Below are 26173 nucleotides of genomic sequence, written 5' to 3' on the forward strand. Positions count from 1 at the left end.
ATTCCGTTCGTCCACTTTTGCAAGCTCTGATTGAACTCGCTCTGCTGGGCTATCCTACCCGGTAGGGGAGGTGAGAATGGCCAAACATAATCCTGTTTATTTAATAATACAAAGATTTTTTATAAATTTTTTGATTTATTTTCACTAAACCGTGTTTACAACATTCTGACTGACAATTACTTATAGCCAAGCACTGACAGAAAATATCCAAAAAAAGCCCCACTCGCGCAGTGCGAGTGGGGCGAACAAGGCAAAGGCCAGGCAGAAAATCAGAGAATTCGTAGCTCAATGCGCCGGTTCTGCTGCCGGTGCTCATCAGTGTCGTTTGGGTGAATGGGCTTGGCTTCACCGTAGCCTTTGTAGCGCAGGCGCTGAGCCTTTACTCCCTGACTCAACAAGTAGGTGTACACTGACTTCGCCCGGTTCTGGGAAAGTCCCAAGTTGTCATCATCGGAGCCCACATCATCTGTATGCCCGGAAATTTCCACCTGCACATCAGGGTACTGCTTCATAAAGGCAACCAAACGGTTCAGCTCCGTGCGTGACTTGGGCTTGAGGGCAAACTCCTTGCTGTCAAAAAACAGATTATTGAGTACAATGCTGCGACCGGAGCGCACGGGCTCCAGGTAAATATCCAGCGTGAGGGGGTCGAAGCGGCGTTTGTCGCTGTAGTCGAAGCTCAGGCTACGCATCAAGTATTTATCGGCGGCGGCGTACATGGCATACTGCCGGCCTTCGTTCAGGACCACCGTATACTCACCGTTTTCGGCATCAGAGCCCACGTACTGCACCAGCTCGTCGGTATTCAGGTCGTAGAGCTGCACATCGGCTTTGATGGGCTTTTTAGTGAAGGCATCGTACACGCGGCCTTGGGTATAGGTGCTGGTTTCGCGGGCGCGCACCTCTTTGGGCACTTCAAAGCCGAACAGCTCCACCGGCCGGTCCCGCTCCTGCTTGACGCCGGCCACGGTGGCCTTGGAGCGGGAGCACAACCCGCGGCGGTTATCGGAGGTGATGTAGATGGACGCCTCGTTCTCGTACGTGTTCAGCGGATAGCCCAGGTTTTGCGGAATGCTCCACTTGTCGGCGGCCAGCTGCTCGCAGCGGTACACATCCAGCCCGCCCATACCCACCAGGCCATCCGTCACGTAATATAGCGTGCTACCGCTGGCGTGCACGAACGGGGCCATATCCTTGCCGGAAGTATTGACGGGGCTGCCCAGGTTGCGGGCGGGCGTCCAGTTGCCATCCGTGCCTAAAGTGGTCATGTAGATATCTTCCTGGCCCTTACCCCCGCGACGGGTGCTGGTGAAATACAGTGTGCGGCCATCGGCCGAAAGGGAGGGCTGAGAGTCCCACTCCGGCGAGTTCACGTTACGGCCCAGGTTCTGGGGCTTGCTCCATACGTTGCCGGTCCGGCGCGAAATGTACAGGTCGCAATTGCCCACCGAGCTGGGTCGGTCGCAGGAGGCAAATACCAGCGTTTTGCCGTCGCCGGAAATGGCGCCGGCGCCCTCATTATAGGAGGTGTTGATAGCCGGTGAAATAGATACCGGCTCCCCCATCGTGCCGTCCGTATTCTGCCGACTCACAAACAAATCCTCCCCGCTTTCCGCCGTGGGCCGGCCAGTAAACAGCATGAAGCGGCTGTCGGCGGTCAGCACCGGGAAGTACTGAAACCGGAATGTATTCAGGGGTTGGGGCAGTGGGGCGGGCTGTGTGCCAGTGGGTGCAGCCATAGCCTTCTGGGCGAAGTCGCAGTTGAGTAACTGACGCTGGGCCCGGGGCGTATTCCGCTGCGTTTTAGCGGCCGTTTTCAGGTACTTCCGGTAGCTATCAGCGGCCGTTTGGTACTCGCCGAACGTCATAGCCAACTCCCCCAGCGTGAAGTAGTCGTTGGAGCGAGTGGCGTCCACTGGCAGCTTGATCAGCCCGTCGCGGTACGCTTCAAACGCCTGCTGGTTTTCGCCCATAGCTTTCAGCAGGGACCCTTTCAGCACATACGGCTCCCCCAGCGAGGGAAACTTCTCGTTGAGCTGGCTCAGCGTTTCAATAGCCTTTGCAAAGTCCCGGCTTTTGGCCTGGCCTTGGGCTTTCTCCCACAGGTTGCGGGCTTTGGTGTTGGTAGAACTGAGCTTGGCCTGAGCCGCTGCCGAGAGTGGCAGCAGCCCGCCCGCGGTCAAAAGCAGTACAACCGGAACAACTAGCGAACGGCGCATAGGGAAGAAGTGGGGCGCTAGGGAATATCGAGAAACTTATGCGTTTGCAACGAGACCTGCCACTGCGGGTTGTTTTTCACATACTCCACTAGCAGCGGCATCATATCAGCAGCCTTGCTCCATTCTGGCTGCAGGTAGAGGCGGCAGGCTGGCCCAACCAGGGCGGCGTGCTGCTCGGCCCAGGCGAAGTCACTCTTGTTGAAAACAATAATCTTCAACTCGTGGGCGGCGGCCAGCACGGAGGGCAATGGGGCTTTAAATTTTTTCGGCGACACGCAAATCCAGTCCCAGCTACCACTCAGAGGGTAGGCGCCGCTGGTTTCAATCCAGGTTTGGCAGCCGGCTTGATGCAAGGCAGCCGTTAGGGGGCCCAAGTCGTGCATAAGCGGCTCGCCGCCGGTGATGACCACGTTGCGGCCGGGGTGCTCCGTTACCGCGTCAACCAGGCGGGTCAGCGACTGGCGGGGGTGCGCATCCACGGGCCAGGATTCTTTCACATCACACCAGACGCAGCCCACATCACAGCCACCCAGGCGGATAAAATAAGCCGCCCGGCCGGTGTTGAAGCCTTCGCCCTGAATGGTGTAGAACTGCTCCATCACGGGCAGTTCGGGGGCCGCCGTCCCCTGGGCCGGGGGCGCCGACGTAACAGGTAGTTCGTGCAGCAAAACAGTGTATTCGGAAAAACGGAAAGCCGGGCCGCCGGGGGAGTTTTTTGCCTTGACGGCTACCTCCTCTCCTAACGGCCCGACTTTAAAAGTAGTACACTTCCTCGAAAACTAAAAGCCTGAGGCGGTTTTACTTGGATTTAACAAGGCTCACTACTGGTTGAAGGCCGGTAGCTTCACGCTCCTGGCCCTATCTATAGTTAGCGGGTTGTTACCCATTATTTTGGGTATACTTCCCCTTTTGCGGCCCGTAAGGTATTGAGTAGCAACATGGCAATGGTCATGGGCCCAACGCCCCCTGGTACGGGGGTAATGTGAGAGGCCAGCGGGGCTACTTCGGCAAAGTGCACATCACCTTTCAGCGCCCACCCCGATTTTTTGCTGGCGTCCTCTACCCGCGTAGTGCCCACGTCAATCACTACGGCTCCAGGCTTCACCATATCAGCCGTTACGAACTCCGGCCGGCCCAGGGCAGCTACCAGGATATCGGCAGTGCGAGTAATTTCGGCCAGGTTCCGGGTACGCGAGTGACATAAAGTAACGGTGCAGTTACCGGGTTCTAAGTTCTTAGCCAACAAAATGCTAACCGGCGTACCCACAATGTTACTGCGGCCAATAACCACGCAGTGTTTACCATCCGTCGGCAGCTCGTAGCGGCGCAGCAGCTCCACGATACCCGAGGGCGTAGCGGGCAGCAACGCGGGCAGTCCGGCTACCATCCGCCCAATGTTCATGGGGTGAAAGCCGTCCACGTCCTTCTCGGGCCGCACGGCTTCGATTACCTTATTTGTGTCGATATGGCGGGGCAAGGGCAGCTGCACGATGAAGCCATCAATTTCCGAGTCATTGTTCAGCTTGTCTACCTGGGCCAGCAGCTCGGCTTCGGTGATGTCGTCCTCGAAGCGCAGCAGCGTGGAGCCGAACCCCACCCGCTCGCAGGCCAGCACCTTGTTGCGCACGTAGGTCTCGGAGCCCCCATCGTGGCCCACGAGGATAGCGGCCAGGTGCGGCGTTTTCTGGCCGGCGGCTTTGCGCTGGGCTACTTCGGCGGCAATTTCTTCCTTAATATTCTCGGCAGTCTGCTTGCCGTCGATAAGCTGGTAGGTGGCGTTGGGGGCCGTGGTCATATGGAAAGGGGTTGAAGTGTCTTAAGGAGGCTACTTGAAACGAATACTGCCATAAGGAATGGCTTTAATATTGCCGCCTGCTGACGGTACGTACATGGTGCCGGGTATTTGCAGGAGCCAATTGGGGTACTCTTTGCCGTCTTTATCGGCTCGTAAGCCACCAATTACCAATTGCTGCTCATTGGTAAAGCGTATGATGAGTTCCATTTGCGGCCCTACCGTAATTCCTGACACTGCCGCCTGCTGCAACGAGTTCAGTGACGGGTAATGTTTGAAAGGACCAATGGAATAAGTGAATAGCATGTTTGACCGGCTAACCGAACGCCCATGTTTAGTAAGCTTCCAAGAAGCTACCATGGTTATTTCGCAGTCGAAACAGGGTTCCTCAGTCCAACGCCTGTTATCCTGATGCACTTGCACCCAATGTTCTTGACCAAGCATCAGCTTATCAAAGGGTTTTCCAACCTTGGTATCACTGACAATCATTCCAACGCATCGGTCAAGCACGTGCCAGAAATCAGGTAAGGCTATCAGGCTTTCGTTATCTCGTGACTCCATAGTAGCCAACAAAAAACGCGGCCCGTTTCCGGAGCCGCGTTTCAGTGCGTTAGTCGATTTTGAGAACGGCCAGGAAGGCCTCTTGCGGAATTTCCACGGAGCCCACTTGGCGCATCCGTTTCTTACCTTCCTTTTGCTTTTCCAGTAGCTTACGCTTGCGCGAAATGTCGCCGCCGTAGCACTTGGCAATTACGTTTTTACGCAGGGCCTTCACGGTTTCCCGGGCAATGATTTTCTGCCCGATGGAGGCCTGAATGGCAATTTCGAACTGCTGGCGGGGCAGCAGCTCCCGGAGCTTTTCGCAGAGGCGGCGGCCCCAGTCGTAGCTCTTGCTGCGGTGCACGATGGCCGACAGCGCATCCACCTTCTCCCCGTTCAGCATCACGTCCAGCTTCACCATGTCCGATTCGCGGAAGCCAATCAGCTCGTAGTCCAGCGAGGCGTAACCGCGGCTGATGGTTTTGAGCTTGTCGAAGAAGTCAAACACAATTTCCGACAGCGGCAGCTCAAACGACAGCTCTACCCGCTCGGAGGTGAGGTAGCTCTGGCCTTTGATGATGCCGCGCTTTTCCATGCACAACGTGATAATGGGCCCCACGTAATCGGCCGCCGTGATGATCTGGGCTTTGATGTAGGGCTCCTCAATGTGCTTGATCATGTTCGGCTCGGGCATTTCGCTCGGCGCGTTGATGGTCAGCAGTTGGTCTTTGGTGCCGGTAGCGTGGAACTGCACCGAGGGTACGGTGGTAATCACCGTCATATTGAACTCCCGCTCCAAGCGCTCCTGCACAATTTCCATGTGCAGCATGCCCAGGAAGCCGCAGCGGAAGCCGAAGCCCAGGGCCACCGAAGTTTCGGGTTCCCATACCAGGGAAGCATCGTTCAACTGCAGCTTCTCCATGCAGGATCGAAGCTCCTCATACTCAGTAGTATCTACCGGATAAATACCGGCGAATACCATCGGCTTCACGTCCTCAAAACCGACAATGGCTTCGGCCGTGGGCCGGGCTACGTGCGTGATGGTGTCGCCTACTTTTACCTCCCGGGCTTCTTTGATACCCGAAATCAGGTAGCCCACGTTGCCGGCGCCAATTTCGGGCCGGGGCTCCTGGTTCAGGCCGAGGATACCGATTTCATCGGCGCCGTACTCCTTGCCAGTCGCCATAAAGCGGAGTTTGTCGCCCTTCTTCATTGTCCCGTTCTTGATGCGGAACAGCACTTCGATACCCCGGTAGGAGTTGAACACCGAGTCGAAGATCAGGGCCTGCAATGGGGCAGCAGGGTCGCCCTGGGGGGCCGGAACCCGCTCACAGATGGCATTCAGGATGTTTTCGATACCGATACCGGCCTTACCCGAAGCATGGATAATTTCGTCCCGGTCGCAGCCGATGAGGTCCACAATTTCGTCCGATACCTCCTCCGGCATGGAGTGGGGCAGGTCAATTTTGTTGAGCACCGGAATAATGGTCAGGTCGGAGCCGATGGCCAGGTAGAGGTTGGAAATCGTCTGGGCTTCGATACCCTGCGAGGAATCCACAATCAGCAGAGCGCCTTCACAGGCAGCAATGGAGCGGGATACTTCGTAGCTAAAATCGACGTGGCCGGGCGTATCAATCAGGTTGAGCGTGTATTGCTCGCCCTTGTACTGATACTGCATCTGGATGGCGTGGCTTTTGATGGTGATGCCCCGCTCCCGCTCCAGATCCATATTGTCGAGCAGCTGAGCTTGCATATCGCGCTTGGCCACGGTGCTGGTAAATTCCAGGAGGCGGTCGGCCAGGGTGCTCTTACCGTGGTCGATGTGGGCGATGATGCAGAAATTGCGGATGTTCTTCACTAGAGGCGGTTTTTTCCAGAGGCGAAGGTACGGCAAAGGCCTTATAAAAGCTAATATGCGCCCCTGCAGCCCCGTTCAGGCGGCTGTTTGGCGGTGGGGCAGCAGAGTAGCAAATTCGGGGCTGCTACATTCATCGGCTAATGCCGCTGATGCATTGCGCCAATCACCCAGCTTCTGGTCGGACCGGGAATCAACTACGCTAGGCTGTGTGGACATGCGCTAGGCTGTGTGGACAGTAAGTGCGCGAGCTTTAAAGCCAGCAACCACGGCCTACCTCCAAGACAGAAGTACCAATGGCCATCCATGCCCGACTGCCTTATAGGAGTCCCCCGCGTGGGCGGCTCCATCGGTATTCCCCGCCTCTACGTGACCGAGGCCCCAGGCCGCGCAAAGAGGTAGCTTGTCGGTCCGGTTTGGGGCCTGAGCTGGGGAATACTTGGTCGACCGTATTTGCAGAATGCCGTACCGAATTATGGGCAAGCATAAAATACCATACTTCACCCATTCAAGGGATTAGGCCCCCACCTCGCCGGCCGCTCCAAGCAAGCCCGCCTTACTTTCCCCGGCACCGCCCTATCTTCGGATGGTTATCCGCACTGTTTCTACTCCACCCATGGTTCGTTGGCTGTTTGTTAGCCTGTTGTTAAGCATTGCCCCGGCTGCCCTTCTGGCCCAGGCTCTTGTTCTGGAAGGTCAGGTACGCAATGCCCGTACCGGGGAGCCGGTGCCGTTTGCCACGCTGGGCGTGGTGGGCCGTAACATCGGTACCGTAGCTGATGAGCAGGGCCACTACACCCTGCGCTTTCCGGCCACTCCTACCGATACGCTCATTATTACCAGCGTAGGCTTTTTGCGCACGGCCGTAGCCCCGGCCGCCCTCCTGGCCGGTCAGCGGGCCTTTGTACTTACCCCCCAGGAGCAGGCCCTGCCCGATGTGGTGGTGGAACGCAAACCGGTGCATCCTGCCCTGCTGGGCCGCAACAAGCCAACCGGCGACGTACTCTGGACCGCCGGCTCCAGCGGCAAGGAAACCGTAGACGATGAATGGGGCTGGGAGTTGGGCACCGTCCTCACGCCCAAACGCCCGGCCTACCTGGATGCTTTTCACGTGTACCTGGCCACCAACACCTACCAGCAGCTCCGGTTTCGCCTGAACCTGTATGCCCTGGAGGCCGGCCGGCCGGGCCGGGCCCTGCTCTCCCAGGATGTGCAGCTGACTTGCCACGACAAGCAGCGCGGCTGGGTGAACGTGGACCTGAGCAGTTATGGCATCAAGCTGGAAGCCCAACCGGTGGTAGCCACTATCCAATGGCTGCAAAGCGAGAAGACCGAGCCCTGGGACAAGTACTTTTCCATTCCGGTGACGCGGCAGAACAAGCAGGTGATGGTGGAGCGCGAGAACAGCCAGGCCATCTGGACGGTCAGCGCCATGCAGCCCAGCCTGTACTTCTCGGTGCTGGAGGAAGTGGAGAAGCGGTAGCCGTTTTGCACCTCTTCAGGCAAGTTAGATGGCGTTGTGAAGCGGTCAGAACACATTGTGTAGGGGGGCAGATGCTGTTGTGAGCAAGTCGCGGAGCATTGTCACCTAATCCGCAACTCTTGCCACTCTGCCACAAGGCGTTACCACGAAGTCACGAGGCATTGTCACCTCGTCACGGGGCATTGCTATCCGGTCAGAGCCCATTGTTATTAGGTCATCACGCATTGCCACCCCGTCACCACCCCTTGCCGTCTCGGCAGCGGCTAATGACACTCAGGTAGCTTGCCTTTTTCCATCCCTGGCTAATCAGCTGCCGGCTCATGGATGAAAGCATTGCGGGGGTCCACCCAATAACTTCCTACTCCTTCGCAGATGATGCTCCAACTGTCAGAATCTGTATAAGGAGCGTCGTTCCAGATATGTAGTGAGTAGCCATTCGAGAAATCAATGGTTAGATCACCCCACGCTGTGAAAGCAGCATTGGCAACCACACTATTTTCCAGTGTCTGTAAGGCAGGAGCTAGGCTGGTATCGACATCCTCGCGCCAAGTGCAGATGACGCGCTCAGCCGTTACAATCCGCCACGCGCAAAAAACCATCAACGAGAATTCGCCCTGTTTTTCGTCACGAGACGATGCCGTGCCGAATTACAGTGTGAAAATGGATCCGGTACCACTCCCGGCCCGGCTGTGCCACACCGGCTGATTTTTCAGTTTCTCTATAATCTCCCTGAACTCGGCGAAGGAAGCAACGCGTTTATTGGTTTCAGGCATCGTATAGCAGCATTTCAATTAGTATAAGTTCTTCCAAGCTACTGCAACGTATGGCACATCTCTTCAGTTTGTCACTGCTACTCGGATAGCTTCAATCTGTTAATTCTTGCGTTAATAGCCTCTACGTGCCCGGCTCTTAGCACCAGCAATAAGTACAAGAACAACATAATTACCGGAGCCGTCAGATGGTCACCATCAAGTACTGAGACGAGTAAGTAGAGGACCACTAGAACTAGCCAGATACCATTGAAAACTTCTATCAACAGTACCCACCATGTATAGATGAGTGGTTTCTCAAATAAATAGCCGCCCATCTTCGCCGGCCAGATTGCCAGTAGTAACAACATATTGAGTACAGGCCAGCAAACGAGAAGAGTTGCTTGTCCATAGTACAGAGGTATACCGATAGAATCAGCAAAAGGCGGATAATCACCCCGCGCACCTCGATACAAGTAGTACCAGTGCAAAGCTCCAAACAAAACTATCCAGCCAATATTAAACCAAATGAAAAACTGGCGTTTTGTAGGAGTACGCAACTCTAGAAAGCCCTGCATATGACGAATGCGGCGTACGGTAACAAATAGTAGCATAGTCAGACCGGCAAGGGTAATGCCCGAACTCACGTCGAGCAGCTCGTTACGATTAGTGCGCAGTTCCGCCTCGCGTTTATAGTAGGTACTCTTGGGCTCATTGTATAATCCTTGACGCAGGTCTGCTTCTGTTTTTATGGACCCGTCTTTGAAAGCCGGCATAAAGCTGGCGTATAACCACACACTGGCTGCCAGTACAATCACCCCGATAAGCAGAATACGAATCATATAGCTAGTTTCTTCAGGAGCGAAGATAGACAGGTCTGCCTCGCGTTCAACAAGAAGCCCCGCGCCTCCCCCGCCGGGGCTTTTTTTGTACCTTCACCCCTCGAATTCCACCCACTTTGTACTGCGCGTATGCACCCAGCTCCCGTAGCTCCCTATAAGCCCCAGAACCACGTCCGCATCGTCACGGCCGCTGCCCTGTTTGATGGGCACGACGCGGCCATCAATATCATGCGCCGCATTATCCAGAGCAGTGGGGCCGAAGTAATTCACCTCGGCCACAACCGCTCGGTGCAGGAAATTGTGGACTGCGCCATTCAGGAAGATGCCCAGGCCATTGCCATTACCTCCTACCAGGGGGGCCACAACGAGTACTTCAAGTACATGTATGACCTGCTGCAGGAGCGCGGCGCGGGTCACGTCAAAATCTTCGGCGGCGGCGGCGGCGTCATTCTACCCACCGAAATTGCGGAGCTGCAAGGTTACGGCATCACCCGCATCTACTCCCCCGACGACGGCCGCGCCCTCGGCCTTCAGGGCATGATCAATGACCTGCTTCAGCAGTCGGACTTCCCCACCGGCCAACACCTGAACGGTGAAGTCAAGCACGTTAAAGAGAAGGATGCCCGTAGTATCGGCCGCCTGATATCGGCCGCCGAAAACTTCCCTGAGGAGTTCGAGCGGGTGAAAAGCCAGCTAGTGGCTGACTTTCAGCAGAGCGAAAACGGAGCCGACGCCACTAACTCCCAAGCTCCTACCCTCTCACCCTCTCAGCCTACGACTCCCATCCTCGGCATCACCGGCACCGGCGGCGCGGGCAAATCGTCGCTGGTGGATGAGCTGGTGCGGCGCTTTCTGCTGGACTTCCCCGAGAAGACCATTGCCATCATCTCCGTCGACCCCAGCAAGCGCAAAACCGGCGGGGCCCTCTTGGGCGACCGGATTCGGATGAACGCCATCAACTCGCCCCGGGTGTACATGCGCAGCCTGGCCACGCGCCAGAGCAACCTGGCCTTGAGCAAGTACGTGCAGGACGCCGTGGACGTGGTGCGCGCCGCCGGTTTCGACCTGATCATCCTCGAAACCTCCGGCATCGGGCAGAGTGACACCGAAATCATCGAGCACTCCGATACCAGCCTCTATGTGATGACGCCCGAGTACGGCGCCGCCACCCAACTGGAGAAAATCGACATGCTCGACTTCGCCGACGTTATTGCCCTCAACAAGTTTGACAAGCGCGGCGCCCTCGACGCGCTGCGCGACGTGCGCAAGCAGTACCAGCGCAACCACGGCCACTGGGAAAAGCCCCTGGATTCGATGCCCGTGTTCGGCACCATCGCCTCCCAGTTCAACGACCCGGGCATGAACCGCCTGTACCGCGCCGTGCTTTCTACCGTAGAAGCCCGAACCGGCGTGCCCTTCGCCTCCCACCTCGAAACCTCCCAGGAGGATTCGGAGAAGATTTACATCATTCCGCCGCACCGCACGCGGTATTTGTCTGAAATTGCCGAAACCAACCGCCAGTATGATCAGTGGGTTCAAAAACAAGCTGACGTTGCTCAGCAGCTCTATGGAATCCGACAAGCCGTCGGAGCCGTTGAAAGTCTCGGAAACACCGCTAACGGACCTGGCAGCGGGCACGGCAGCCACACACCCGGAGCAGGAAGCCTCCTGGCCGGCCTGGAGAGCACCTTCCAGGAAATCAAGCTCCGTCTGGACGGGCAAAATTGGAAGCTCCTGGAGACCTGGCCGCAGAAGGTAGCCGCCTACAAAGCCCCCGAGTTCATCTTCAAGGTGCGCGACAAGGAAATCCGCATCCAGACGCACACCACCAGCCTCTCCCATCAGCAGATTCCCAAGATTTCCCTGCCGCGCTACACCGCTTGGGGTGATTTGCTGAAGTGGCAGCTCCAGGAAAACGTGCCCGGCGAGTTCCCCTACACGGCCGGCGTATTCCCCTTCAAGCGCGAGGGCGAAGACCCCACCCGCATGTTTGCCGGCGAAGGCGGCCCCGAGCGCACCAACCGCCGCTTCCATTACGTGAGCATGGGCCTGCCCGCCAAGCGTCTGAGCACGGCTTTCGACTCGGTGACGCTCTACGGCGAAGACCCCGACCACCGGCCCGACATCTACGGCAAAATCGGCAACTCGGGCGTGAGCGTGTGCTGCCTCGATGACGCCAAGAAGCTCTACTCCGGCTTCAACCTGGCCGACCCGATGACCTCGGTGTCGATGACCATCAACGGCCCGGCCGCCACCATTGCCGCCTTCTTCATGAACGCGGCCATCGACCAGCAGTGCGAGCTGTACATCAAGGAAAATGGGCTGGAAGACGAGGTCAACCAGAAGATTGAGGCCATTTACCGGGAGCTGGGCCAGCCCCGCCCCCGCTACCAGGGCGAGCTGCCCCAGGGCAACGACGGCCTGGGCCTCATGCTGCTGGGCGTAACTGGCGAACAGGTGCTGCCCCAGGAGGTGTACCACACTATTAAAACCCGCACCCTGAGCCAGGTGCGCGGCACGGTGCAGGCCGATATCCTGAAGGAAGACCAGGCCCAGAACACCTGCATTTTCTCCACCGAGTTCAGCCTGCGCCTGATGGGCGACGTGCAGCAGTACTTCATCACCAACAAGGTGCGGAACTTCTACTCCGTCTCCATTTCGGGCTACCACATTGCCGAGGCCGGGGCCAACCCGATTACCCAGCTGGCCCTCACGCTCAGCAACGGCTTCACGTTTGTGGAGTACTACGTGAGCCGGGGCATGAACGTGAACGACTTCGCCCCCAACCTCTCGTTCTTCTTCTCCAACGGCATCGACCCCGAGTACGCCGTAATTGGCCGCGTGGCGCGCCGCATCTGGGCCAAGGCCATGAAGCTGAAGTACGGTGCCGACGCCCGCTCACAGATGCTGAAGTACCACATCCAGACCAGCGGCCGGAGCCTGCACGCCCAGGAAATCGACTTCAACGATATCCGCACCACCCTGCAGGCCCTCTACGCCATCTACGACAACTGCAACTCCCTGCACACCAACGCCTACGACGAGGCCATTACCACGCCCACCGAGGCCTCGGTGCGCCGGGCCATGGCCATCCAGCTCATCATCAACCGGGAGCTGGGCCTGGCCAAAAACGAAAACCCGCTGCAAGGCTCCTTCATCATTGAGGAACTGACCGACCTGGTGGAAGAGGCCGTACTCACCGAATTCGACCGGATTACGGAACGCGGCGGCGTGCTGGGGGCCATGGAAACCATGTACCAGCGCGGCAAGATTCAGGAGGAGAGCATGCACTACGAGATGCTCAAGCACACGGGCGAGTATCCCATCATCGGCGTGAATACCTTTCTCTCCTCCTCCGGCTCCCCCACGGTGGTACCCGCCGAGGTTATCCGCGCCACGGAGGAGGAGAAGCAGTACCAGATTACGATGCTGCAGGCCCTGCACGCCCGCAACCACGCCACTACCGAGCAGCGCCTGAAACAGCTGCAGCAGGTGGCCGTGGCCAACGGCAACCTCTTCGAGGCCCTCATGGAAACCGTGAAGTTCTGCTCCCTGGGCCAGGTGACGAACGCGCTGTTTGAGGTCGGCGGGCAGTACCGCCGGAATATGTAAGCTGAGACCGTTTTGGCTGGACAAAGCCATTATATAAGAATGGTTTTATACACGAATTGACATCCGTCAGCCGCGTATAAAACCATTCTTTTTTTATATTAGCTATTACTTGTAAAAATCTGATACTATGAATACAACCGCAAAAGGAGATGCTTTTGAAGAAAGAGCTTTGCGCATTGTTGAAACCATGATAGAGGAAAAGAGAATCTCTGTCATGGCTGATGCATATACAATTAAGAAAAAGACACCATACTATTCGCACGCCAGAAAAGGAAATATTATTTTTGATTTAACAGTAGAAGTTCAACCTCCTGGCGCTGACAGATATTCTCTTATATACATTATAGAGTGCAAGGACTACAAGACACCTATATCAATAGATAGGCTCGAAGCTTTTTCCAAAAAGATTGAACAAGTCGCACCTAGGAACTCAAAGGCGGTATTCATTACCACAAGTAGATTTCAAAAATCTGCTCATAATTTCGCTGAATCACAAGGTATAATGCTTATTGGCGTAGACACAAGTAATCAATATAATATTTTATTGTATAATAAATTGAAATCAGATACAATTATAGAATTTTACAACAAAAATAAAGTTAAGCTAGATCAAGGGGAAGAATACTTAGAAAAAGAGATAGACACAACGTTAATCAAGGCATTTCAGAACATAAAAGGCGTTAAGAACAATATTAAAAATTATTCTAAAGAAGATATAGAATTAATAGCCGACGAAGTTCTTAATCTTATTGATCCAGGAATATTAAAATGTGAAAGAGTTGTATCTATAGACGACTTAGTTAAATACACAAACAAAATATTAGGTCTTAAGATCAAGAACACCAAAAATTCAGATACTTTTGGATGCTTTGACGTCAACAATCAAACTATTCAGGTTAACCATAAATTGTACAAAGCAAAAAGATATAAATTTGTTTTAGCACATGAAATAGGTCATTATCTAATTCACGACGGAGCAATCATAGATAGTGAACTTATAAATACATTACCTGATTCAGAGTATAATTTTAGAACAAATAAACACAGCTTACAGAACGAAAAGCAATGGATAGAGTGGCAAGCAAATTATTTTGCAGCCTGTTTAACTATGCCCAGGATTCCACTGATGGCCATATTATTGCAGTACCAAAGAAGATTTGACGCACGGGAGGGCCACCTATACGTAGATGACCAGCCAAGTAACATTAAAAGCTTTTCAAGAATAATCAGTGCTATGTCTATAAGACTCGATCTATCTAAAACATCTATAATAAACAGATTAAAAGAGATGGGGAAGTTCACGGATAACTCTAGAACTAAATCTATTGGACAGATAATGTATGATTACCAAAGCCAACTGGTTGTATAGGATGTAATGACGCACACTTGCATCTCTACATTCTATACTGACACAACTTGCATCTACTCCGCCCGAAGCAATCCGGACGGCGTTTTCTATGCTCACCCATACATTACAGGCCAGCGGCACAGTGGCTAACCGCTGCAAATGCCTCCCCAGAACTTTCCCCCCCACCCTGGGTTAGCAACGTATTCCCTTCTACCCAACCAACAAGCACAATACCTAATGAAGTCCACTCTTATCCTCGCGGCGGCCCTAGCGTTTATCGTTCAAGCGCAGGCCCAAACCGCCCCTCGCGTGGCCGCCGACCAGATTGCCACCAAGAAAGGCCCGCTCACGGTGCAGCCCATCACCCACGGCAGCGTGGTGTTTACCTGGAACGGCAAAACCATTTACGTGGACCCCTACGGCGGAGCCGCCGCCTACGCCGGCCTGGCCGCCCCCGATGTTATCCTTATCACCGACATTCACGGTGACCACCTGGACGCGAAGACGCTGGCGGGCCTTTCCGTGGGCAAGGCCTTGATGATCGTGCCCCAGGCCGTGGCCGATAAGCTGCCCGCCGAGTACAAGGCCCAGGTTCGCGTGCTGGGCAACGGGCAGAAGCTCGACACGCTGGGCATGGCGGTTTCGGCCATTCCGATGTACAACCTGCCCGAAGCCCCCGACGCGCCGCACACCAAAGGCCGGGGCAACGGCTACGTGCTGAACCTGGGCGGTAAGAACGTGTACCTCTCCGGCGACACCGAAGACATTGCCGAAATGCGCGCCCTCAAAGGCATCGACGTGGCCTTCGTGTGCATGAACCTGCCATACACCATGGACGTGCAGCAAGCCGCCCAGGGCGTCCTGGCCTTCAAGCCCGGCATTGTGTATCCGTATCACTACCGGGGCCAAAACGGCCTGAGCGACGTGGACGGCTTCAAGAAAACCGTGAATCAGGTCAACAAGAAAATCGACGTGCGGCTGCGTAACTGGTACCCAGCGGCCCAGTAAGCCACCGACCTGAACTAGCGCAAGTTTAGGCATAGCCATAACACGCGACCAGCTATATCGAGGGTGTACCCCCACTGCTGCAACGATGCAAATAAGAACCGCGCCGCTTGGAATCGTCCGGGCGGCGCAGGTCATTTCAAGGCTTATTCAGCTACCTCAACTCCGCCAAAATCTGAGAAGCTGACGACGCCAAAGTCTCTGGTACTTTCCTGATTTTCATCCACGGTATTGGTGGTATCCTGACAGGAATAATCGAGGCTACTGCGGCGGTGCAGGAACCAGTTGCGCCGGGTACGGCTGTAATGGAAGGTGACGGTAAAGTAGGTTTTGTCGCAGGCTCCGTACAGGCTTTCGAAGGAGAAATAATTGCCTTTGATAATGATGCCCCGATGTGGGTCGCCGACGCCCGCGCCACCGCAGTTGCTACAGGCCACCACATTATCGTTGCTGGCGGCTACGCGCATGCGCGGAAAGCCCTCGTTGAGGACTAGCAAGGTTTTGCGGCAGTAAGTAGGTTCGCTCAGCGTAGTGCAGGGCTGCAGGCCGCGCAGCACAACTAGTAGGTCCAGGCTTCCATCGGCGTTGAGGTCACCGGCGCTGAATTCCTCCACCGCATAGCTGGGGTACTGCTGTTTCACTAGCGCGGCAAGCACGGCGGCAGTATCGGGAGTAGCGGTGGTAGCTGGTGCGGCAGTTGAAGGAGCCACTGCATGCAGTGCAGTAGTAGCCGAAGCTGGCACTACGGTGGCTGGGTGCTCGGGGTGAGATGAGCAGGCTCCCAGCATTAGCAGCGGAGCTAGGACTATTGCGGAAATCAGGAGCGGAGGCATCGAGTAAGAGTAGGCGCGCAAGTTAGAATTGTAAGGTGGCTCTGATGCTGTTGTTAAGCTAGCTGAAGCGGATAAGTCACCCTGAATGCTGACGGCTATGGGTTGTTGCGAATGAGATACCGGGGCGCTAGAAAATCCATATAGATTTGAGCCAATAAACCCATTCCATTCTGCTATGCGCCTTTCCCGTTCCGTTGCCTGGTCACTTCTTCCGATTTCGATGTTGCTGGCTGCAGCGGCCCATACGCCTGTGCCAACAAGTGTTTCAGCGCCAGTAGCCGATTTTACCCAGGGCGTTATCACCACTCAGGTATCGTTGCCCGGCAACCCCTATGACAAGTTGCTCAGCCGGATAGATCCGGCCAAGGGCAATATTCAGGCGCAGATGCAGCAGCTGGCGGGCAGCCTGACGGCCGCCGAACAGCAGCAGTTTCAGGCGGCAGCCGCCAACCTCAGTCCGGCCATGACCATTGGGGCCCTGATGCTGCCGCGCAAAGGCACCCTGTATTGCCGGGGCAAGGAAGTGCGGGCGACTACCGACGCCCTCACCTACCACCTCGAAAACTACTTCAACAGCGGCACCAATAAAGGCTTGCTGCGTATGGCTTCTCAGTCGAGCCCCCAAAGCGTAAACTACACCTACGATGCTGCCTCGGTGGAAAAAACCTGGCAGACTATTGTGGTAACCACCACCGACTACACCCTGCGCCCCACCACTGAAACAGCCCTGATTGCGGGTTACCCCAGCCAGAAAACCACCTACACGCTGAAGCCCGGGGCCACTGAAACTGCTCCTGCGCAGCCCGGCCAATTGCCCTCCAAACCCGTGGCCCTGGATGTGTGGACCTCCCGGCAGATTCCGCAGAGCCTGAATTTTGCCCACCCAGTGTACGTGAACGAGGCTCATGGCATCACCCGTTTGGTCGTCTACTTTGATAAGGAGCGCAAGCAGCAGATGCGCTATGAGTTTGCCGCAGTGCAGGTAAAGCCCGTTACCGACCTGGACCTCAAAGTCAATACCACCGCGCCCGTGCTCGACTACGCTAAAGATGCCATGCAGATTGGGGCGCAATCCATGGCGCTGATGTTTGGCAGCCCTCAAAAAGCCAGCAACACCGACGAGTAAAGCGCCAAGCGCCGCCCGCTACTACCCGCCGCCTGGAGAAATCCGGGCGGCGTTTTTTGTAGGTGCATAGTCCGAACGGAGCCAGACGCTTGACCAGGCCCACAGCTACCCAACTGGCTCCGGGTGCAGTTGGCCGAAACCCGCGCCATCTACTCCCGGCAATTATCTAGCTTTACCCCATGCGCACTGCTCCTATCAGGTGGCGGGTGGGCCTGCTGGCACTGCTGGCTGGGCTGGCCGCCTGCTCCTCGCCCGACCAGCCCACCACGCCCACTCACAACGAGGATGTGCGGGTGCGCTACACCGCCCGCCGGGTAGCCCTGCCCGAGGTACCCCAGCGCGGCCGTATTCTTGACCGGCACGACTCAGTGCTGGTGGATACGCGCATGCAATACCTGTTAAAGCTGCCCCGCCAGCTCGATACGCTAAAGCTAGGGGAACTGCTGGGCTGGGATTCTACTACCGTGCGCCGCCGCATTCAGGAAGCTCTGCCTTATCCTGGCACGCGCGGGTACCCGGTGCAGCTGCGCCTCACCGCCGCCGAAGTGGCGCGGGTGCGCCAGGATAGCGCCGCCTGGCCGCAATTGGCGCTAATCCAGCAAAAACGACGCGTATATACTACCCCGGCCGCTGCGCCGGTGTTGGGCTACCTCAGCGCCGAGGCCCAGGCGTTCTACCGCCAGGCCCAACGCTACCGACGCGGCCGTTTCTACCGTCTGCGCAATGGGGGCGTGGAAAGCTACTACAACGGTTTGCTGAAAGGCCACCGGGGGTACCTACACCCGCTGGTAGATGCTCAGGGCAACACCCACGGCTCCTGGGCTAAAGACACGGCCTTCCAGCAGGGCCAAGATTTGCGGCTCACGCTGGATGTGAAGCTGCAAGCCTACGCCGAAAAGCTGCTGGGTGGCCGCCGGGGCTACCTCGTGGCCCTCGACCCGCGCACCGGCGAAATTCTGGCGTACGTATCGGGGCCGGTGTACCCGGCCGCCACTATTACCGCGCCCGACCAGGCTGGGCTGAGGACCGAGCTGCTGGAGCACGAGGATATGCCCCTGCTCAACCGCCCCGCCATGCTGGCCAATCCGCCCGGCTCGGTGTTCAAGCTGGTGAATGCCGCCGTGGCCCTGCAGATGCACGCCATCAGCCCCGCCTCCAGCTTCCGCTGCGACCAGAGCCTGGTGAGCTGCGTACACCACCACCCGCCGGGCCGCAGCCTCACGCTGGGCCTCAAATACAGCTGCAACCCCTACTTCTACCAGGTGATGCAGAACCTCATCGACTGCGTGCCCGACTCCCTGGTGCAGGATACCGTAGCGGCCCGCCACGCCAACCTGGCCCAGTGGCGGCGCTACGTGCGCTCGTTCGGCCTCGACTCAGTGTTGGGTATTGATCTGCCCCGCGAAGCTCCCGGCTTTCTGCCCACCCCCGCCTACTACGATAAGGCCCGCCGCACCCGCAACTGGACCTACCGCTCCATCTACTCCCTCAGCATCGGCCAGGGCGAAATCAACCTAACGGGGCTGCAAATGGCCAACATGGCGGCCATTATTGCCAACCGGGGTTGGTATTACCCGCCCCATTTAGTAAGCGGCATCGGGAAGAATGGTCCACTGCCCCGCTTTACCCGGAAGCGCCATACGCTCATCGACAGCGCCCACTTTGCGGCCCTAGTGCCCGGCATGGTGGCCGTGATGCAGCGCGGCGGCACCGCCGACGCCTCTAGCCTAGCCGACGTGGGTATTACAGTAGCGGGCAAAACCGGCACCGTGCAGAACGATGAGGGCGACGACCACGCCGCTTTCGTGGGTTTCGCTCCGGCTGACAACCCCCAAATAGCCGTGGCCGTGTACCTGGAAAACGGTGGCTTCGGGGCCACGGCCGCCGCGCCCTGCGCCGTAATGGTTATGGAAAAGCACCTGCGTGGCTACATTGCACCCAAGCGCAAGCGCTGGGAACGGCGCATCATGAGTCGGGCCCGGCAGTAGCAACCCAACCCGTTGCAGCTCACGCCCCAGGACGACATCTATACTAGCGGCGTGGGGGCGCATGCGCTACTGGGCTACCGCCCAGCACGCAACTCCTACCTGACTTCCCGACTCTATTCTGCTGACCAAACTTAGTAGGCGCGATGAAACGTGAGTATTGCTACGCTCTGCTGCTGGCCCTGCTGGGTGGGCCGGCGCAAGCCCAATCCTTATCTGGTAGCTGGCAAGGAGTAGAAACGGATACCGGCGACCGGGACGGGTATTGGCCTACGCTGCTGCGGGTGCAGCAAAGTAAATCGGGCAAGGTGTTAGGGGTGTTGTATCAGGAGGTAGGCGGCGCACCCCAGGTTAGTGTTACCTTCCAGATTCGGGCTACGCGCACCGGGGGCGGCCTGCAGCTGACCCACGAGGGCAAGCTGGCCGAAACCGGACGCTCCCTGTTCAGCTACTGGTGCGATGGGGCCATTACCTTCACCTATGATCCTGCCCAGGAGAAGCTAACCGGCCGGGCCGCTTACCGCCCCGTGGGCGACTGTGACCATGGCACCTTTACACTCTACCGGATAAAACTAAAATCGGCCGCCACGGTGCCGGCCAACGCCGAAACCACCATTCGCGTGTCGGGCCGCAACGTACTCTGGTACACAGATGCTGAGCTCAAGCAGCCTGTGGCTACCGGTAACGCCTACCGCACCCGCCTGGCCACCACTACCACGTTCTACCTCGTGCAGGGCTATTACCCCACCCGCGAAAGCGCCGCCATGCCAATTACTATTCGGGTAGATGCAGCCACCCCGGTTGCGCAGCCGCTACCCGTTGCGCTACTGCCCCCGCCCCCACTGGCGCGTCTGCATACGGATGACTTGCCTAGTTTGCCGCCCACGCTCAGGCCCCCGACTGCCGCTCCGGTAATTCCTACCAAAGCGGTGATACTGCCTACGGTGCTGTTCAAACTGGGTACCCCCGAGCTCCTGGCCGACGGCCTGCCAGCGCTGGCTCAGCTGGCTGCTCAGCTAAAGGCCAATCCCGCACTTACCATTCTGGTGGCCGGCCACACCGACAAGGTAGGTGAGCCCCAGAAAAACCAGGTCCTGAGCGAGCAGCGGGCCGAGGCCGTGAAAACCTACCTGATAAAAAGTGGCGTGGCTTCGCAGCGCATTCAAACCGTTGGGTATGGCGACGCCCGCCCCCTTTATGCCTCCCCCGATGCCCGCAACCGCCGCGTAGAAGTGCAGGCCCTGGAGGAATAACCCCGGCTAAGGCTGAACGACGAACTTCCCCGTTCCAGTCTGTATCAGCTGCTACCGCCGCCCGCCCCTTGGAAATACTGACCACCCCAGCGCGCCGGAAGGTGCCGCAACGGCCCTTTCAGCAATGCTGAAATAACGGCCCGCGAGGCTTGTTGCGTTGGCAGCACCGGTTTGCTTTACCTACCTTGCTTACGCTCCATCCTATCCTTTCTCTTTGGCCTAATCCTCTACCCTTTTCATGCGCTCTTTTCTTGTATCAGCCCTAATCTCCCTAGGCTGTCTGGCCTCGTGCAGCCGTACTCCTTACACCGCGCTGCCCCAGTCACCGGCCTACCACCACTCGGGCGTTACCACCACTCACACGGGTTCCCCGGTTTCAGCTTCTGCACCGGCTTCCGTTGCCCCCGCCCCGGCAATGCCCGCCGCGCCGGCCGCATCCCACTCCCAGGCGCGCCCAACGCGGCCGGCTGCTGGCCGCGCCCTTACTCTAGCGCGTGGCCGTTCGTTGACGGCCGCTGCCACTACCGCCACGGCCCCCCTCCGCCCCGTGGTGCGCAAGCTGCTCCCCAACCACCGCGCCGAAACGGCGGCTCGCACGCAGACCTCTTCCCTGGGCTCATCGGTGCTGGTAATACTGGGGATACTGGTGGCCACCGTTGCCGGCGCGTTTCTGGTGGTCGGGGCGGCCTTCGGGGCCAGTGCCGGCCCGCTGATTGTGGCGGCCCTACTTTTTGTGGGAGGAATTTTCGTGGCCGTACGTGGCTTACGCCGAAAGTAACCGATACAACCCGACGAGCGGCTCCTGCATGACTGGCATAGCCGTATGGAGCCTTCCGTTTAGTCAGGGCCTTTGGATTCTACGCTGATGACATTTTCCGTAAGCAAGCAAGCTCCCTGGTCGGACCGGCGGCCGGCGGCGGGTTGGCTGCCCCTGGCCGTTATCCTGCTACTGACAGTAGCCCCGGCCCAAGCACAGCAGCCCGCTATGCTGCGCGACACCTCTTTTACCACCTACAGCGCCTACGCCAAGGCCCGCAAGCAGCACCCTACCAGCAGCATTGCCCGGCCGCCGGTACCCGCCAGCATCCGCAGCCGCACCAACGTGCCGTACTGCCGGCTGCCGGAAGGGCGGGAGCTGCGGCTGGATGTGTTTTACCCCAAGGCGCGGCGGCAGCGGCCCTACCCGGCCGTGCTGCTGGTGCACGGCGGCGGCTGGCGCTCCGGCGACAAAACCCAGCACCACGCCATGGCCCAGCAGCTGGCAGCCCGGGGGTTCGTGGCAGTTACGGCCGAGTACCAGCTAAGTCAGGAAGCCCCCTACCCGGCGGCAGTGCAAAACCTCAAAGCCGCCCTGCGCTGGCTGCGCGCCCACGCTCACCCCTACGGGCTGGATACCGCGCGGGTAGCCGTATGGGGGTTTTCGGCGGGTGGGCAGTTGGCCGCCCTCGTTGGCACCACCAATGGTAATCCGCTTTATGAAACCGGTACCTGCTTCCGCAGCCGCTCCAGCCAGGTGCAGGCTATTGTGGATGTAGACGGAATTCTGGCCTTTATCCACCCCGAATCAGGGGAAGGCGACGACAGCAAGGGCCTTTCGGCGGCTACGCAGTGGCTGGGTAGCAGCAAGCTCAGCAACCCCGAACTGTGGCAGCAAGCTTCGGCCCTCAGCCACATAGGTCCCGGCACACCGCCCATGCTGTTCATCAACAGTGGTGTGGCCCGCATGCACGCCGGCCGCGACGATGCGCGCCGCCAGCTTACGGCCCTGGGCATCTACTCCGAAGAGCACACTTTCCCGGAGGCTCCCCATCCGTTCCCGCTGTTCAACCCCTGGTTTGCGCCCACGCTGGAGTACACCGTGACCTTTCTACGCAAGGTATTCGAGCACTAGCAAACTGCACCATACTTCTTCTGGCCCAGGTGTAGCCCTGGCAGCTTCAACTTGCCCTATCCTGTTGCAGTTGTCTTTTACCTCAATTCACTGGCTTAGCCACTTACCCCTCTGTATGCTTTCTACCATTCGCACCAGCCGCCCGCTGCTGGCCACCCTCCTGCTGACTGCTCCGCTGGGAGCCTGTGATGCGCTGCTCGGCAAGGAAATAGCCCGCCTACCGGTCAACCAGATCAGCACCCCGCAACAAGAGGTAGCGAAGGAAACTACCGTAAAACTGCAGAAGGAAGACAAGGTGGCCATCTGGTCGGAGATGGACATGGAGTACCAGGGCGAGGCGCCGCTCCGGTTTCAGGTGGTAGTGCTCAAAAACGGGCGGCCCTTCAACCAGCTGGAGTTCGACCCCACGCAGAAAAACGTGAGCATGAATGAGGTAAAGACCGATCTGAACGGCAACATCAGCTGGAGCTTTAGCGGCAAAAACACAGAGCTTACCGTTCCGGAAAACGCCGACTACACCTTCAAAGCCCGCCTGATAGCCGCCCCCAACCCCAGCCTCAAGCTCCGTAAAGCCGAGCTGGTTCTGAAAAAGTAGTTCTTACAATTTCCGCATTTGCCTGGCTTCCTCCAGGCAAATTTTGATAGACAGTACCGCTTCTTACTGCCAACTGGAACGTCATGCAGAGCCGCAGGCGAAGCAGCTCGCGTGCTGCTGTCTGATTACTACTGCAACGTCAGTATGCGAGATGCTTCGTCACTGGCTCGAGGCGCCACATGCTCTGCATGACGTAGGTCCACACAGCCTGGCCGGGCTAGCTCAACGCACATTTTTAGCAATACTTGTATGGATGACTTAGGCATTATTGGCCTGGGGTTGGTAGTGGCGACGGGATTGGTTTCGTACCGGGGCATGCAGGATGCTGCGTACTTCGACCGATACGCTTTTGAGGTGGGCCCCATCCGGCACGGGCGGCAGTATCAGCGGCTACTGTCGTCGGGCTTTTTGCACGTGGGCTGGTGGCATTTAGGGTTCAACATGCTTACGCTGTGGTGCTTTGGCGGGGCACTGGAAGCGGTGGTGGGTATGCAGAATTTTCTGCTGCTGTATTTCGGTAGCATGATAGGGGGCAACCTGTTTTCTCTCTGGCTGCACCGACACGAGCCCCGCTACACGGCGGCCGGGGCATCGGGGGCCATCAGCGGACTTATTTTCGCCAGTATTGCCCTATTTCCGGGCATTGAGGTAGGCTTATTCGGGCTGTACCTGCCGGGCTGGCTGTACGGGGCTTTGTACGTCATCGTGGCGGCCTACGGCATCGTCACCCGCCACAGCAACATCGGCCACGATGCCCATTTGGGCGGCGGTCTGGTAGGCCTGGCCACGGCCGTATTACTTGTGCCCGAAATTCTGCGGGTGAACTACCTACCTATTCTGGCTATTGTGGTACCGGCCGCCGTGTTCCTCTACCTGCTGGTCAGCCGGCCGGCGGGCCGCCGCCTGGGTAACCTATTTGCCGCTACCGCTCACTATCAAACCACCGACGACCGATACCACGCGCGCAAACGCGAGGAAGAAGCGGCGCTGGACGAGTTGCTGGAAAAAATCAGCCTCACGGGGCTGGAAAGCCTCAGCAAGTGGGAGAAACAGCAACTGGATGAGCTTTCCCGCTGAGTGCGGGGCAGGCCAGCCGCTGATAAGTTGCCGTTTACCTATTGACCGCAACATCTGGCTTGCCTGCGGGCACATACCCCCGCGTCGGGGCAGCCAGTTACCACAAATAAATGATGCTTGCATAACAATTTCTTAGCTCCTGCGTAGTATCTTTGCAACCAACAAACTGATTTGCACCACCATACATACTACTTCCTATGAAAAAGCGCACTGCCGCCGTTTCTTCGCTGCTGGTTTTGGGGGGCTTGGGCTCGTTGAGCTTCCTGGCCGCTCACGTACGCGACCTGAACCTGTTTTTTGATCTGCGCGACGAGGAAGAACTGCACTTCTGCTAGGCAGCCCGCTACCTGGTTTTCATCTGCACCCTGCCCTACGGCGGGGTGTTGTGTTTTCGGGGCCATTTAAACTGAGGTTCAAAATCAGGGCATTACCAGGGTGAGGCGAAAAAAACTATATCCATTCGCGGCGGTTTTCGGTACTTCACTGCTGGAGTGGCCCACGGTGGGCCGCTTTATCTCTCCCATCACTGCCCAGCTTGGTGCGACTGGCCCTGTTACCGGGCCGCTTCACGCATCAGGCCAGGCAGCAAAACCCATGATTTATGAACCTGAACGGCTTGAAAGAGCAAATCAGCTACATCATCGGCCGCGACATGGCCCGCAACTTCGCCCAGCAGGGCCTTGATCTGGACATTGACGTGTTTGCCCAGAGCATGAAAGAGGCTATTGCCGGTGAGCCCAGCCGCCTCACCCCCGAGCAGATGCAGGGTGCCATGCAGCAGCTGCAGGAGCAGCTGGGCGGCGAAGACCAGGACGACACTCAAGACGCTACCGATATGAGCAACAACAAAGCCGAAGGCGAAGCCTTCCTGAAAGAAAACGCCAACAAACCCGGCGTAACCACCCTGCCCAGCGGCCTGCAGTACGAGGTACTGACGGAAGGCACCGGCCCCAAGCCCGGCCCCTCCTCCTCGGTAACCACGCACTACCACGGCACGCTCCTCAACGGCAACGTGTTCGACAGCAGCTACCAGCGCGGCCAGCCGGCTACGTTTGGCGTAAACCAGGTAATTGCGGGCTGGACAGAAGCCCTACAGCTGATGCCCGAAGGCTCGAAGTGGCGCCTGTACATTCCCTCTGACATGGCCTACGGCAAGCGCGGCGCCGGCCGTGACATTGGCCCCGATTCGGCCCTGATTTTTGACGTGGAGCTGCTGAAGGTAAACCGCTAGCCGGAAGCCGGAAAAGCACTTCTTTTCTACCCGCTTACATGCAAGTCCCGCTGCCACCCGTGCGCTTCGTGCCCCCCAACTGGGTACGGACCACCACCGGCAGCGGGGCTTTTTCGGCTATGGACCACTCTACTCCTTCTCCCCACCATTCGGCCGGCCCCGAGCCCAACGACCAGCCCGGTACGTTCAGCCAGCCGGTGCCCCCGCCGCAACCGCCCGCCCCACCCGTGCAGTTTGCCACCCTGCGCAGTGAGGACAGCCGCGTGGCCCTGACCAATGAGGGGCTGGAGCTGAACGGGGAAATATTTGGCTGGCGGGAGCTGGAAGGCGTGGATGTGCGCCCGGTGCGCTGGCTGCTGGGGGTGTTGCTGGGGGCGTTTATTCTGTGTGCCTTTTTGTTGGGGTTTCTGCAGTACTGGTTGCGCTCAGTGCCGGCCGCCCTGGGCATGGGGTTGGGCGTGGCCCTGCTAGCCTGGGGCGCGCGGGGCACCAACCGGTGGCGCCTGCACCGCCCGGGCCAGGAAACCCGCCACTTTGCCTTGGCGGGGCCGGCCCGCAGCTGGCAGCAACTGGCGCAGGAGGCTAACCACCGTATCCGGCAGCGCCACGACGAGGCGGCCGCCACGGCTGCCTACTGGCTGGCTTTAGCCGACTGGCGTAGCCAGCAGGCAGCGCCAGCGGCGGGCCTCGCGCCCTGATTCTTTGCTTGGCCTTACCCTTTTCTCTGGGACCTGCGT

The 26173-nt window shown here is 57.9% G+C and carries 21 protein-coding genes; 14 read left to right on the plus strand and 7 right to left on the minus strand.

Annotated features, from left to right (window positions below; all coding sequences use genetic code 11):
- Positions 1-269: 269 nt before the first annotated feature.
- The 5 genes from ABIB60_RS01240 to lepA form a co-directional block, all read right to left on the minus strand.
- On the minus strand, positions 270-2219 hold the full coding sequence (locus tag ABIB60_RS01240; protein ID WP_354577144.1) for an OmpA family protein: 1950 nt from the start codon (positions 2217-2219) through the stop codon (positions 270-272).
- Between the two features lie 17 nt (positions 2220-2236).
- The gene (locus ABIB60_RS01245) at positions 2237-2818 is read right to left on the minus strand and encodes a 7-carboxy-7-deazaguanine synthase QueE (protein ID WP_354577750.1); all 582 of its coding nucleotides are present in this window, start codon (positions 2816-2818) and stop codon (positions 2237-2239) included.
- A 287-nt stretch (positions 2819-3105) separates the two neighbouring features.
- Positions 3106-4014, minus strand: coding sequence for a bifunctional 5,10-methylenetetrahydrofolate dehydrogenase/5,10-methenyltetrahydrofolate cyclohydrolase (locus tag ABIB60_RS01250; protein ID WP_354577145.1), 909 nt, complete (start codon positions 4012-4014; stop codon positions 3106-3108).
- Between the two features lie 30 nt (positions 4015-4044).
- Positions 4045-4572: a hypothetical protein gene (locus ABIB60_RS01255; RefSeq protein WP_354577146.1), complete on the minus strand. Its 528-nt coding sequence runs from the start codon at positions 4570-4572 to the stop codon at positions 4045-4047.
- Between the two features lie 49 nt (positions 4573-4621).
- Positions 4622-6409, minus strand: a complete 1788-nt coding sequence (gene lepA, locus ABIB60_RS01260) for a translation elongation factor 4 (RefSeq protein WP_354577148.1) — start codon at positions 6407-6409, stop codon at positions 4622-4624.
- A 613-nt stretch (positions 6410-7022) separates the two neighbouring features.
- Between lepA and ABIB60_RS01265 the strand changes: the two genes are divergently transcribed.
- On the plus strand, positions 7023-7889 hold the full coding sequence (locus tag ABIB60_RS01265; RefSeq protein WP_354577149.1) for a carboxypeptidase-like regulatory domain-containing protein: 867 nt from the start codon (positions 7023-7025) through the stop codon (positions 7887-7889).
- A gap of 850 nt (positions 7890-8739) precedes the next feature.
- On the opposite strand, the gene ABIB60_RS01270 is transcribed toward ABIB60_RS01265, so the two are convergent.
- A complete protein-coding gene (locus tag ABIB60_RS01270; RefSeq protein ID WP_354577151.1) occupies positions 8740-9480 on the minus strand; it encodes a hypothetical protein in 741 nt (246 codons plus the stop codon).
- Between the two features lie 129 nt (positions 9481-9609).
- Here ABIB60_RS01270 and ABIB60_RS01275 point away from each other — a divergent pair, with 129 nt between their 5' ends.
- From ABIB60_RS01275 to ABIB60_RS01285, 3 genes are all read left to right on the plus strand, one after another.
- On the plus strand, positions 9610-13092 hold the full coding sequence (locus ABIB60_RS01275) for a methylmalonyl-CoA mutase family protein (protein WP_354577152.1): 3483 nt from the start codon (positions 9610-9612) through the stop codon (positions 13090-13092).
- Positions 13093-13219: 127 nt separating this feature from the next.
- Positions 13220-14461: an ImmA/IrrE family metallo-endopeptidase gene (locus ABIB60_RS01280; RefSeq protein WP_354577154.1), complete on the plus strand. Its 1242-nt coding sequence runs from the start codon at positions 13220-13222 to the stop codon at positions 14459-14461.
- 216 nt (positions 14462-14677) lie between these two features.
- Entirely contained in the window at positions 14678-15448 is a 771-nt protein-coding gene (locus tag ABIB60_RS01285) for an MBL fold metallo-hydrolase (RefSeq protein ID WP_354577156.1), read from the plus strand.
- A gap of 143 nt (positions 15449-15591) precedes the next feature.
- On the opposite strand, the gene ABIB60_RS01290 is transcribed toward ABIB60_RS01285, so the two are convergent.
- A complete protein-coding gene (locus ABIB60_RS01290; RefSeq protein ID WP_354577157.1) occupies positions 15592-16278 on the minus strand; it encodes a hypothetical protein in 687 nt (228 codons plus the stop codon).
- Between the two features lie 175 nt (positions 16279-16453).
- Here ABIB60_RS01290 and ABIB60_RS01295 point away from each other — a divergent pair, with 175 nt between their 5' ends.
- The 10 genes from ABIB60_RS01295 (at position 16454) to ABIB60_RS01340 (ending at position 26134) form a co-directional block, all read left to right on the plus strand.
- Complete coding sequence (locus ABIB60_RS01295; protein WP_354577159.1) at positions 16454-17404, plus strand: hypothetical protein; 951 nt, start codon at positions 16454-16456, stop codon at positions 17402-17404.
- Between the two features lie 179 nt (positions 17405-17583).
- Entirely contained in the window at positions 17584-19392 is a 1809-nt protein-coding gene (locus tag ABIB60_RS01300) for a peptidoglycan D,D-transpeptidase FtsI family protein (protein ID WP_354577161.1), read from the plus strand.
- Positions 19393-19535: 143 nt separating this feature from the next.
- Entirely contained in the window at positions 19536-20642 is a 1107-nt protein-coding gene (locus tag ABIB60_RS01305; RefSeq protein ID WP_354577162.1) for an OmpA family protein, read from the plus strand.
- Positions 20643-20880: 238 nt separating this feature from the next.
- A complete protein-coding gene (locus tag ABIB60_RS01310) occupies positions 20881-21420 on the plus strand; it encodes a hypothetical protein (RefSeq protein ID WP_354577163.1) in 540 nt (179 codons plus the stop codon).
- A gap of 87 nt (positions 21421-21507) precedes the next feature.
- Positions 21508-22533, plus strand: a complete 1026-nt coding sequence (locus ABIB60_RS01315; protein WP_354577165.1) for an alpha/beta hydrolase fold domain-containing protein — start codon at positions 21508-21510, stop codon at positions 22531-22533.
- Between the two features lie 115 nt (positions 22534-22648).
- A complete protein-coding gene (locus tag ABIB60_RS01320; RefSeq protein WP_354577167.1) occupies positions 22649-23128 on the plus strand; it encodes a hypothetical protein in 480 nt (159 codons plus the stop codon).
- A gap of 249 nt (positions 23129-23377) precedes the next feature.
- Positions 23378-24205: a rhomboid family intramembrane serine protease gene (locus ABIB60_RS01325; protein WP_354577169.1), complete on the plus strand. Its 828-nt coding sequence runs from the start codon at positions 23378-23380 to the stop codon at positions 24203-24205.
- A gap of 197 nt (positions 24206-24402) precedes the next feature.
- Positions 24403-24540 (plus strand): hypothetical protein, encoded by a 138-nt coding sequence (locus tag ABIB60_RS01330; protein WP_315997695.1) that lies wholly within the window; start codon positions 24403-24405, stop codon positions 24538-24540.
- Between the two features lie 266 nt (positions 24541-24806).
- A complete protein-coding gene (gene bamJ / locus ABIB60_RS01335; protein WP_354577170.1) occupies positions 24807-25436 on the plus strand; it encodes a BamJ family beta-barrel-assembly machinery protein in 630 nt (209 codons plus the stop codon).
- A 38-nt stretch (positions 25437-25474) separates the two neighbouring features.
- The gene (locus ABIB60_RS01340) at positions 25475-26134 is read left to right on the plus strand and encodes a hypothetical protein (RefSeq protein WP_354577171.1); all 660 of its coding nucleotides are present in this window, start codon (positions 25475-25477) and stop codon (positions 26132-26134) included.
- Positions 26135-26173 lie beyond the last annotated feature (39 nt).

Source organism: Hymenobacter sp. UYP22 (assembly GCF_040547285.1).
Classification (GTDB): Bacteria; Bacteroidota; Bacteroidia; order Cytophagales; family Hymenobacteraceae; genus Hymenobacter.

Bases quoted from the DNA above. Each gene is read 5' to 3' on its own strand.
- ABIB60_RS01325 (WP_354577169.1), top strand. From the start codon at position 23,378: ATGGATGACTTAGGCATTATTGGCCTGGGGTTGGTAGTGGCGACGGGA.
- ABIB60_RS01315 (WP_354577165.1), top strand. From the start codon at position 21,508: ATGACATTTTCCGTAAGCAAGCAAGCTCCCTGGTCGGACCGGCGGCCG.
- ABIB60_RS01255 (WP_354577146.1), bottom strand. From the start codon at position 4,572: ATGGAGTCACGAGATAACGAAAGCCTGATAGCCTTACCTGATTTCTGG.
- ABIB60_RS01310 (WP_354577163.1), top strand. From the start codon at position 20,881: ATGCGCTCTTTTCTTGTATCAGCCCTAATCTCCCTAGGCTGTCTGGCC.
- ABIB60_RS01270 (WP_354577151.1), bottom strand. From the start codon at position 9,480: ATGATTCGTATTCTGCTTATCGGGGTGATTGTACTGGCAGCCAGTGTG.
- ABIB60_RS01285 (WP_354577156.1), top strand. From the start codon at position 14,678: ATGAAGTCCACTCTTATCCTCGCGGCGGCCCTAGCGTTTATCGTTCAA.
- ABIB60_RS01300 (WP_354577161.1), top strand. From the start codon at position 17,584: ATGCGCACTGCTCCTATCAGGTGGCGGGTGGGCCTGCTGGCACTGCTG.
- ABIB60_RS01245 (WP_354577750.1), bottom strand. From the start codon at position 2,818: ATGGAGCAGTTCTACACCATTCAGGGCGAAGGCTTCAACACCGGCCGG.
- bamJ (WP_354577170.1), top strand. From the start codon at position 24,807: ATGAACCTGAACGGCTTGAAAGAGCAAATCAGCTACATCATCGGCCGC.
- ABIB60_RS01280 (WP_354577154.1), top strand. From the start codon at position 13,220: ATGAATACAACCGCAAAAGGAGATGCTTTTGAAGAAAGAGCTTTGCGC.
- ABIB60_RS01330 (WP_315997695.1), top strand. From the start codon at position 24,403: ATGAAAAAGCGCACTGCCGCCGTTTCTTCGCTGCTGGTTTTGGGGGGC.
- ABIB60_RS01320 (WP_354577167.1), top strand. From the start codon at position 22,649: ATGCTTTCTACCATTCGCACCAGCCGCCCGCTGCTGGCCACCCTCCTG.
- ABIB60_RS01340 (WP_354577171.1), top strand. From the start codon at position 25,475: ATGCAAGTCCCGCTGCCACCCGTGCGCTTCGTGCCCCCCAACTGGGTA.
- ABIB60_RS01240 (WP_354577144.1), bottom strand. From the start codon at position 2,219: ATGCGCCGTTCGCTAGTTGTTCCGGTTGTACTGCTTTTGACCGCGGGC.
- ABIB60_RS01295 (WP_354577159.1), top strand. From the start codon at position 16,454: ATGCGCCTTTCCCGTTCCGTTGCCTGGTCACTTCTTCCGATTTCGATG.
- ABIB60_RS01265 (WP_354577149.1), top strand. From the start codon at position 7,023: ATGGTTCGTTGGCTGTTTGTTAGCCTGTTGTTAAGCATTGCCCCGGCT.
- ABIB60_RS01250 (WP_354577145.1), bottom strand. From the start codon at position 4,014: ATGACCACGGCCCCCAACGCCACCTACCAGCTTATCGACGGCAAGCAG.
- ABIB60_RS01305 (WP_354577162.1), top strand. From the start codon at position 19,536: ATGAAACGTGAGTATTGCTACGCTCTGCTGCTGGCCCTGCTGGGTGGG.
- ABIB60_RS01290 (WP_354577157.1), bottom strand. From the start codon at position 16,278: ATGCCTCCGCTCCTGATTTCCGCAATAGTCCTAGCTCCGCTGCTAATG.
- ABIB60_RS01275 (WP_354577152.1), top strand. From the start codon at position 9,610: ATGCACCCAGCTCCCGTAGCTCCCTATAAGCCCCAGAACCACGTCCGC.